Origin of the sequence: Acinetobacter sp. NIPH 1852, assembly GCF_022549455.1 — a bacterium.
In the GTDB taxonomy this organism is placed as follows: domain Bacteria; phylum Pseudomonadota; class Gammaproteobacteria; order Pseudomonadales; family Moraxellaceae; genus Acinetobacter.
In genome coordinates this window covers 1-9,458 of the sequence record NZ_JAKZGG010000034.1, presented here as the reverse complement: position 1 = coordinate 9,458, position 9,458 = coordinate 1, and the positions used below count along the sequence as shown (strand labels likewise).

General features: G+C 38.3%; 9 protein-coding genes and 1 tRNA gene. 5 read left to right on the top strand and 5 right to left on the bottom strand.

Translation table 11 applies throughout. From position 1 onward, the window contains the following. Positions 1-146 precede the first annotated feature (146 nt). Positions 147-404 (top strand): hypothetical protein, encoded by a 258-nt coding sequence (locus tag MMO38_RS16345; RefSeq protein ID WP_241324173.1) that lies wholly within the window; start codon positions 147-149, stop codon positions 402-404. On the opposite strand, the gene MMO38_RS16340 is transcribed toward MMO38_RS16345, so the two are convergent. Beyond that, the gene (locus MMO38_RS16340) at positions 401-721 is read right to left on the bottom strand and encodes an Arc family DNA-binding protein (protein ID WP_241324172.1); all 321 of its coding nucleotides are present in this window, start codon (positions 719-721) and stop codon (positions 401-403) included. The two genes, MMO38_RS16345 and MMO38_RS16340, sit on opposite strands and share 4 nt — an antisense overlap. 146 nt (positions 722-867) lie before the next feature. Between MMO38_RS16340 and MMO38_RS16335 the strand changes: the two genes are divergently transcribed. Continuing rightward, complete coding sequence (locus MMO38_RS16335) at positions 868-1,653, top strand: BRO family protein (protein WP_241324171.1); 786 nt, start codon at positions 868-870, stop codon at positions 1,651-1,653. Positions 1,654-2,189: 536 nt separating this feature from the next. Here MMO38_RS16335 and MMO38_RS16330 read toward each other — a convergent pair. From MMO38_RS16330 to MMO38_RS16315, 4 genes are all read right to left on the bottom strand, one after another. Continuing rightward, entirely contained in the window at positions 2,190-2,873 is a 684-nt protein-coding gene (locus tag MMO38_RS16330; protein ID WP_005196358.1) for a pirin-like bicupin family protein, read from the bottom strand. Between the two features lie 195 nt (positions 2,874-3,068). Further along, positions 3,069-4,433: an argininosuccinate synthase gene (gene argG / locus MMO38_RS16325; protein ID WP_241324170.1), complete on the bottom strand. Its 1,365-nt coding sequence runs from the start codon at positions 4,431-4,433 to the stop codon at positions 3,069-3,071. Positions 4,434-4,711: 278 nt separating this feature from the next. Next, positions 4,712-4,849 carry a hypothetical protein gene (locus tag MMO38_RS16320; protein WP_241324169.1) on the bottom strand — a complete coding sequence of 46 codons (138 nt, stop codon included), beginning with the start codon at positions 4,847-4,849 and terminating at the stop codon, positions 4,712-4,714. 28 nt (positions 4,850-4,877) lie between these two features. Further along, positions 4,878-5,729 (bottom strand): LysR family transcriptional regulator, encoded by an 852-nt coding sequence (locus MMO38_RS16315; RefSeq protein ID WP_241324168.1) that lies wholly within the window; start codon positions 5,727-5,729, stop codon positions 4,878-4,880. A 260-nt stretch (positions 5,730-5,989) separates the two neighbouring features. Here MMO38_RS16315 and MMO38_RS16310 point away from each other — a divergent pair, with 260 nt between their 5' ends. The 3 genes from MMO38_RS16310 (at position 5,990) to MMO38_RS16300 (ending at position 9,454) form a co-directional block, all read left to right on the top strand. Next, positions 5,990-6,889, top strand: a complete 900-nt coding sequence (locus MMO38_RS16310; protein WP_241324167.1) for a DMT family transporter — start codon at positions 5,990-5,992, stop codon at positions 6,887-6,889. Between the two features lie 358 nt (positions 6,890-7,247). Beyond that, positions 7,248-9,278: an NADPH-dependent 2,4-dienoyl-CoA reductase gene (locus MMO38_RS16305; protein WP_241324166.1), complete on the top strand. Its 2,031-nt coding sequence runs from the start codon at positions 7,248-7,250 to the stop codon at positions 9,276-9,278. Between the two features lie 86 nt (positions 9,279-9,364). Then, a tRNA-Ser gene (locus MMO38_RS16300) sits at positions 9,365-9,454 on the top strand. The last annotated feature ends 4 nt before the right edge of the window (positions 9,455-9,458 follow it).

Here is a 9,458-nt window from a genome sequence, read left to right as displayed (position 1 = left end):
AATTGGTTGTGCGGTAGATTTTGTGTGTAGGCTTCTTCATTTGAAAATTATATCGCTGAAAAAGCCTTTACAGATAGGTTTGTGCAACAAAGCCATTTCCAGTTGATAAATTTTTTACAGATTTATGTGATTCAAAATATAAAAATATGTTTAATAAAATTGAATTAATATCTAAAGGAGAAAGTTTTTTTCAAAAAATTTCACATGATCGTTTTATCAGTTTTGATAAATTTGTTTGTACGATTGGAGTCGGATTTGCAATATTTAGAAATTATCCTGTTCCACAAACTACATTTAATGTAGTGAGAGAAGAGTTTTCTTCAATTAATGAAAGGATAAGGCTTGCGCAAAAATCTTCTGATTGGAAATTAGAATATCTTCCAATAATTAAAAAAGCACCTTAAGGTGCTTTTTTCTTAAGCAACTCTACTGCCTGAGCCGTTGAAACAGTTAGCTCGTCTAGCATATTTTTTAGGGTTGTGATGGTCTGGTCTTGATTTTTAATAGTCGTATCTTGTTGTTCGATAATAGAGATTACCTTATCAAACCTATCGATCATGCTTTTTGGATCATTAATTAATGGGTCATTAAAAGTTTGTTCCAACCTAGCAACAATATCCGCATTCATTGAGCGATTCAGTTCTTTGGCTGATTCTGCGATTTTATCTTTTAGTTCTTGCGGTAAACGCAAATTATAAGCAACACCTAAATGTTTACCCATGACATCGTCCTAATAAATTCTGTTGACATGGTATCAAGTGGACATATATATTTGCAATATGTCCAGTGGACATTATTTTCAAAAAAATGCCCCGAAGAATCTTGGCGGATCGCGGGGCACTTACCAATACCTATGAGGATATTGATATGGCTAGTTTAGCACTAACTTTCCATGAAACAACTTTTAATATTGTAGAGTGTGATCAGCAGGCGTGGATTACTTCTCGTGAGCTTGGTCAAGCTTTAGGATATGCGAGAGGTGATGCAGTAAATAAAATATATGAGCGTAATTTGGATGAGTTCTCGTACCAAATGACCCGTAACGTCAAAATGACGTTGCAGGGTCAACAACGAGAAGTTAGAGTTTTTTCATTACGTGGATGTCATTTGATTGCGATGTTTGCTCGTACACCTGTCGCAAAAGAATTCCGCAAATGGGTTTTAGACATTTTGGATAGGGAAGTACAACCTAAGACTAAGAACCATAAAACAGAACGTGTGGTTTTAAATGATGCAGTGAATATGCTTGTGGCGAAATCAAAACACCTTAACTTTTCTGATGCCTACAAACTAATACACCAACGTTTTAGTGTGAAAGGTATAGATGAGATCTCACTTGATCAGATTCCTATAGCGGTTGAATACGTCCATCATCTGATTGCTCTGTTTAGCCATAGAGAACATAGAACGGCAGACATGAATACGATTGCACTGGCACATTGCATGATTTGGTGTCGCCAGTGGTGGAAGGAGTACGGTGATGCTATCCGTAAAATTAATCCTAATGTTGCCTCATCCGTCCACGACTATTTCATAGATGGTTCATTCGTCGCTTGGGGTTATGTAGATGAATCTGAGAAAGCAGCATTACGCAGAAAGTTGGATGCTCATCAATGGAATTTAACCATAAATGAAAGATTAAGATTACTGTAATTTTATCCCCGAATTTTATAGAGTAAACTTTCAAGTTTGGTTAAAAAGCGCTCGAAAAACTTTCGGGGAATGAATTTCTAAATGACTGATTTTATTGAAGTTAGGTAAGCAGTTTTTGACCTGAATTTTAGGTGAAAAATGATCATTATTTTATTATTATTCAATTGATTAGATCGCTTTTGACGCAATCTTGACATCGTAGAGGTCAGCAGTTCGAGTCTGCTTATACCTACCAAGATTGAAAAAAGACTGTTAAGTCAAAGTTTATCAGTCTTTTTATTGCTTATTTTTTTAAATTTCAGTGATATTCCAAACCTCTTGACCCGAATTGAAAATGGTGATAATTTAAACAATACGGAAGTCATATACTATTTGGGATTCAAGAGCGATCTTGCCTAAATGAACAAAGATATGACAAACCCGTATACAACAGCTAACAACGAACGAAACGGTTCTGATCGTTTTTAAAAATGTTCAAGGTTGTAGAAAAGCCCGTAAATCGGGCTTTTTTAATGTCTACAATCTAGAACAGTGGGTTACGGTAAATCAAACCAAATCATTTGGCTGTCTTGCAGTGCTGTAATCGTTGCGGTTTCATCAAAGAGCAAAGCATCACCTGCTTTAACCAAATGATCAGCAATCATTACTTCACCCGAAATCACATGCACATAGTTTACTTTTTTCTGTGCTGCAATCTCCAAATGTTGATCTTTCTCAATCACCGCAGTTTTCACTTCAGCATCTTGACGAATCAACATGGGCGCAGATTCATCGCCAGCAATTAAATGCCATTGGTTTGGATGATCTTTAGGATTGAGCAGAATTTGCTGATAAGTTGGCTCAGCATCTTGCACATTGGGTTGAATCCAAATCTGTAATAAATGCACGGCTTTATCATGCTTATTCATTTCACTATGGGTCACACCTGTACCTGCACTCATCAACTGCCATTCACCCGCATTGATTTGTCCCTCATTTCCCATGCTGTCTTTATGCGAAATCGTACCATCAAGTACACAGGTTAAGATTTCCATATTGTCATGGGGATGAGTACCAAAACCATTATGTGCGGCAACCGTATCGTCATTAATTACACGCAGGGCACTAACACCCATATATTTAGGGTCATACCAGCTACCAAATGAAAAACTATGATAAGTATCTAACCAGCCTGCTTTGACATGACCACGGTTTTCACTACGATGTAGATAAGCATTCATCTTGCATCTCCAAATTATTATGTTTTGCTTAAGCATAATATTATCGGTTCATAATGATGCTAGATAGTGTTTTATTGCGACATATTGTTCTATAAATGGAATGATTTTGTTTTATGTATATTTCTTCTGGTGAATAAAAAAGGCTGAATGAATTATTCAGCCTTTTTAAGTGGGATAATTTTATTTATCAATCACTTATTTTGATTTATTCTCAAGTTGAGGAATCGCAGAACCTGAACCTTGAGCCACAGCGAGTAAACCAGATTCTGTATAGAGACCGAGTTTAGCGCGAGTATCGGTAATATCTAGATTACGCATGGTTAACTGACCAATACGATCCATCGGCGTAAACATAGAATCACCTTTCTCCATGGTTAAACGCTCAGCTTCATAAGTGAGGTTAGGAGATTCAGTGTTCATAATGGTGTAGTCATTACCACGACGCAATTCTAAAGTCACAGTACCTGTAATTACTTTTGCAACCCAACGTTGAGCAGTTTCACGTAACATCAGTGCTTGTGAGTCAAACCAACGACCTTGGTACAGTAAACGACCTAAACGTAAACCATTAATACGGTATTGTTCGATGGTGTCTTCGTTATGAATGCCCGTCACTAAACGCTCGTAAGCGATGTGTAATAACGCCATGCCCGGTGCTTCATAGATGCCACGAGATTTTGCTTCGATGATACGGTTTTCAATTTGGTCAGACATACCTAGACCATGACGACCACCGATACGGTTGGCTTCTAAAATAAGCTCAACAGGATCATCAATACGTTTGCCATTCAAAGCAACAGGAGTACCCGCTTCAAAAGTCACGCTCACTTGTTCTGGCAGAACTTCGACATCATCTTTCCAGAATGCAACGCCCATGATTGGATCAACGATTTTAATACCAGCATCAAGATATTCTAAATCTTTAGCTTCGTGCGTCGCGCCCAACATGTTTGAATCAGTTGAGTAAGCTTTTTCTTTCGACATTTTATAGTCAAAGCCGTTGTCGATTAAGAATTGCGACATTTCGGCACGGCCGCCTAACTCATCAATAAAGTTTTGGTCTAACCAAGGCTTATAAATTTTTAAATCTGGGTTGGTCAACAAGCCATAACGATAGAAACGTTCAATATCGTTACCTTTATAAGTAGAGCCATCACCCCAAATGTTGACGTCATCTTCTTTCATTGCAGTTACAAGCATCGTACCTGTCACTGCACGACCTAACGGCGTGGTATTGAAATAAGGAACACCGCCAGTGCTAATGTGGAATGCACCACATTGAATCGCAGCAATACCTTCCAAGGCAAGTTGTAAACGACAATCGATTAATCGAGCTTTGACTGCACCATAAGCTTCTGCTTTTTTTGGAATCGCATCATAGTCATCTTCATCAGGTTGACCTAAGTTTGCGGTATAAGCATAAGGCTCTGAGCCTTTCTGTTTCATCCACAATAAAGCCGCTGAAGTATCGAGACCACCAGAGAAGGCAATCCCAACTTTTTTGCCTACAGGTACGTGCTGCAAGATAGTTGCATTATCAGTCATTGCTTGTCCTAACATTATAAATAAGACCCCGAACAGGTGGTCTTGGATAATCAAAAATCGGAACTATTGTAACACTTTTCGTGCGTCATGGTTTTGTAAAATCGAGTTGATCTTAAGGAAAATTTAAACCTTTTTAGAGGTTACATTGCTTTAATCTTAATCGCAATTTTCAAGTAACCCATGCCAAGCAAATCAGAACGCTAAAAAATGCGACATCCAATGGTTGTGAGGACGGATATTTTCGTTTTTATAACTGGCGTATGTATTTTTTAAAATCGGAAGGATTAATTTGTTCAATCTTCAGTGGTAGCACACTTTTTGTCGATAGCCATTGCAGAGTCTTTTAGTCCATCGCCCACTGCTTGAGTGGGTTGCAGTCGTTCAAGATGTTGGGATGAACCGTGGAATAAATGTTTAGGTTTAATATGCATATTGATTTCTCGAAATCATCAACCTAAATTAGAGCGAATCATTTAAGCCGATCAATTGTTTTTCAATCGGGGTAAATACATGATCATGACGAGCGATCAGATATAAACCAATATCTCGATAGGGTTCAGGTGTCTCCATATAGTATTGAATATTAAACTTTTTAATTAGAGATTTGGCAATCATCGAGACACCCATACCCAGTTGGCTAAAATGAACTAAAGCTTCATGATCATAAATATGTGTTAACTCACCTTTGCTGAGTTGATAGTCTGCATAAATGTTATTCAGTGTCGTGGCATAACAACATTCCTCTGAAGCAAGCAAAATATTCTGATGATTGAGGCAATCCTCAAGATTATCGTGATTGATGACATTTTTACCAATGATCACCAGTTGATCATTGGCTTTTTGAATGTATTGAAGATTTTTTTGTGTGGGGTGACCGAGTACATAAGCAATATCGAGATTTCCTTGTAAAATCTCATCTTCAATAAAACCTGTAGCACCCGTTTTCATGGTGATAGAAAGGTCAGGGTAGGCGGAATAGAGCTGACTGAACGAGGGATAAAAACGCATACCACCTAAACTGGTATTGGTTCCGAAACGTAAATAGTTCTCTTGCTGATACAGTTTATTTTCGGTTTCTTCCCATGTGAAAATCATTTTCTTATATTGAGTATATAAATTCATTCCTGATTCAGTCAGCTCAACACCTTTGGGCTTACGAATAAACAGCTGACGTTTATAATGATTTTCAATTTTTTTAATTTTAGCGGTCATATTAGACTGTAAATAATTAAGCTTATTTGCCGCAGCCGTAATGCTTTTTAGTTCAGCAACGGTGACAAATGATCTGATATCGTTAATGTCAATATTCACGCTCTATCCTCAATATGACAACTCATGCATTAGCGCGTTTGATAAACCCCTTGCGGAACTTCAATCGTTGCTCATTCCCCTGATGCGAGAAATACACAGCGGGGTTGAATGCTTATGAAAGAACTCTATTTCCAAAAATGGAGAAAATCATTTTTCAAAATGGCATTAAAAAAAATGATGTATACATTAAAACATAGCATTATTCATGATGTCATTTATTTTTTAAACTAGCCATACTTTCCATCTGTTGAGTAAAATGTGTGAATATTAGAGTCATCAGTGCAATCGCGTTGCTGTGTCTGGTTTGGGGATCGTTGTGGGGACTGGTTAAACATAGCTTACTGGTCTTTCCGCCATTCTTATTTATTTCTACGCGATTGATTCTTGCTGCTTTGACTTTGATGATGGTGCAATTCATTCTCAGAAAATCGATTTTGCCGAAACAGGGTGAATGGAGGTCATTGATCATTTCAAGTTTATTGATTTGTTTCGGATTCTATGCGACACAGACTTTTGCGATGCAATTTGTTGATTCAGGTCTATCCGCTGTTTTGGTGTTTACCATGCCAATTTTCATTGGGGTTTTAGCGCATTATTTTTTAAATGAACGTTTAAATGCTCAGAAAATTTTGGGTTTGTTTTTTGGCAGTTTAGGGTTGATTGCGATACTTTGGCCACAACTCCACCATCTACATATGAATGTATCCTTGATGGGACAAGTCGTTTTGGTGTTCTCTGGCTTTTTTTGGGCCATGGCAACGGTCTATATCAAAAAGAATTTTGCTACTTATGACAAAGTAAAACTCACAATTTGGCAATTGTTGATGGGAGGGAGTGCCATTTTAGTGGGGGCTTTAATCTTTGAACCGATAGATTTTAAAGTTTGGCTGAATCCTCTAAATGAGTCGATGCTGTTTTATATTGCTGTGATTGGGACAGGTTTTGCCTTTGTGTTATGGAATTGGATTGTGAGTCAGGTCGATACTTTTATTGCTTCAATTTCAATTATGTGTATTCCAATCTTAAGTTTGCTATTTGGCTATTTAGTTTGGCATGAACCATTAACAGTCAATATTTTAATTGGCGCGGCGTTTATTTGCTTAGGAATTTTTATCAGTGCTTTGAAAATGAAAATACCGAAAAATCGTGCCATTACTTAATCGACCTGCATAAGATCATTTCACTTTTTTATAAAAAATCAGTTATGTTGTACATGGCTGATTTTTATTTTAATTTATTCAAAGGATTGCATAAGCATTGTATGCATGAGATCCCATTCATAATGACTTACATCTCTTTATGTTTCTCCTATAGTGAGAATCAAAAAGGTATTTATGAAAGAAGTCTATTTGTAAGTCATTATTCTGCTTTGTTATTTAAATAAAAATTGTTGAGATACTCATGCAAAATTGACACTTTCAACACCGAAAATATGAAAAAGAGTCATCCCAAAATGCCAAAAAAGTATTAAAGTACTATGCAACAAGTTGCAAAGCCAAAAAATAGAGAAGGAATACCATGACTAGCTATGCAAATATTTTAAAACCATTACATTTAGGCTTTACCACCATTAAGAACCGTGTGGTGATGGGCTCTATGCACACAGGTTTGGAAGATCGTTTCTTTAACTACCCTAAACTTGCTGCTTATTTTGAAGAAAGAGCGAAGGGTGGTGTTGGCTTAATCATCACAGGTGGGATTTCTCCAAACCGTCAAGGTTGGTTGTTACCTGCTGGTGGTACGATGAACAGTTTGGTTGATATTCCGCATCATCGTCTGGTCACGCATGCTGTACATAAGCATGGCGCTAAAATTTTAATGCAAATTTTGCATTCGGGTCGTTATGGTTATCAGCCATTTGTGGTGTCTTCAAGTTCAGTGAAATCACCCATTTCACCATTTAAACCGCGTGGAATGAGCAATAAAAATATTTTAGATACCATTGATGATTATGCGCGTTGTGCCAGTTTAGCGAAGAAAGCAGGCTATGATGGCGTTGAAATTATGGGTTCGGAAGGATATTTACTGAATCAATTTTTAAGTCGTCATGTCAACCAACGTACTGATCGTTGGGGTGGTGATATTGAAAATCGTATGCGTTTTGCGGTGGAAATTGTTAAATCAATTCGTGCAAAAGTTGGCGAAAAATTTATTATTGCTTTCCGTCTATCTCTACTGGATTTAGTGCATGACGGTAATACCATGCAAGAGGTTATTCTAGTTGCGAAAGCATTAGAGAAAGCTGGTGTTACTTTATTAAATACGGGGATTGGTTGGCATGAAGCACGTATTCCGACTATTGTGACCTCTGTTCCTCGTGCCGCATTTGTGGATTATACCGCATTTGTTAAACAGCATGTTTCTATTCCTGTGATTGCGTCAAACCGTATCAATATGCCTGATGTCGCAGAAGATATTATCGCTTCTGGTAAAGCCGATATGGTGCAAATGGCACGTCCATTTTTAGCGGATGCGTATTGGGTCAATAAAACCGCGACCAATCGTGTTGATGAAATTAATACCTGTATTGCATGTAACCAAGCATGTTTAGATCATACTTTTAAAAATCAACGTGCAACTTGTTTAGTCAATCCTCGTGCTGCTTTTGAAACAGAGTTGGTCTATATCAAAACGCAAAAACCAAAACGTATCGCAGTTGTTGGCGGTGGCGTTGCAGGGATGTCAGCGGCAACTGTTGCAGCCAGTCGTGGACATGCTGTGACTTTGTTTGAAGCAAGTAACGATGTCGGTGGTCAGTTTAATTTGGCCAAAGTTGTTCCGGGTAAAGAAGAATTCCACGAAACCATTCGTTATTTTAAAGTTCAGCTCAAACAAACAGGCGTTGATTTACGTTTGAATACCCAAGTCAGCCGTGAACAACTTGAGCGTGAAGGTTTTGATGAAGTGATTGTGGCAACGGGTGTTGTTCCTCGCGCTTTAAAAATCCAAGGCAGTAGCGCTCCACAAGTTTTATCTTATGCGGAAGTATTAAGAGGGGCAGAAGTTGGTCATAAAGTCGCAGTGATTGGTGCGGGGGGGATCGGTTTTGACGTATCGGAGTTTTTATTAAAACCAGCACATCAACCTCAGCCACAACCACTTGCTGATTGGCAGCGTGAATGGGGTGTTGATCCAAACCCGAATTATATTTCTGAAGGTGGTATGCAGCGTCCAGAAGTTGAAATGCCTGTACGCCAAATCTTTTTATTGCAACGTAAGACTACCCCCCTTGGTATTGGCTTAGGCAAAACCTCAGGTTGGGTACATCGCGCACAATTGAAAAAACATGCTGTACGCATGCTTCGTGGCGTGCAATATAAAGCGGTAACAGATGAAGGTTTATGGGTTGAGCATAACGGACATGATCAGCTATTACGTGTTGATACGATTGTGGTTTGTGCTGGACAAGAGTCAGTAAAAGATTTAATGCCTAAAGAGGGTGAACAGACTTTTGCAAACTATCATATTATTGGTGGCGCTAAGTTAGCTGCCGAACTTGATGCCAAGCGTGCGATTCGTGATGGCGCAGAGTTGGCTGCTCGACTTTAATAATTGATGAAACAATATGCATTTGAATACATTGCAGTTAAATATTCCTTGAATAAAGCAAACAAGCTTTGTATTCTTACGCACATGGAAGCGTGGCAGAGCGGTTTAATGCACCGGTCTTGAAAACCGACGAGGGTGTGAGTCCTCCGTGAGTTCGAATCTCACCGCTTCCGCCAAATT

Coding starts and splice junctions, on each gene's coding strand:
- MMO38_RS16345 (WP_241324173.1), top strand. CDS start 147: ATGTTTAATAAAATTGAATTAATATCTAAAGGAGAAAGTTTTTTTCAA.
- MMO38_RS16340 (WP_241324172.1), bottom strand. CDS start 721: ATGGGTAAACATTTAGGTGTTGCTTATAATTTGCGTTTACCGCAAGAA.
- MMO38_RS16335 (WP_241324171.1), top strand. CDS start 868: ATGGCTAGTTTAGCACTAACTTTCCATGAAACAACTTTTAATATTGTA.
- MMO38_RS16330 (WP_005196358.1), bottom strand. CDS start 2,873: ATGAATGCTTATCTACATCGTAGTGAAAACCGTGGTCATGTCAAAGCA.
- argG (WP_241324170.1), bottom strand. CDS start 4,433: ATGTTAGGACAAGCAATGACTGATAATGCAACTATCTTGCAGCACGTA.
- MMO38_RS16320 (WP_241324169.1), bottom strand. CDS start 4,849: ATGCATATTAAACCTAAACATTTATTCCACGGTTCATCCCAACATCTT.
- MMO38_RS16305 (WP_241324166.1), top strand. CDS start 7,248: ATGACTAGCTATGCAAATATTTTAAAACCATTACATTTAGGCTTTACC.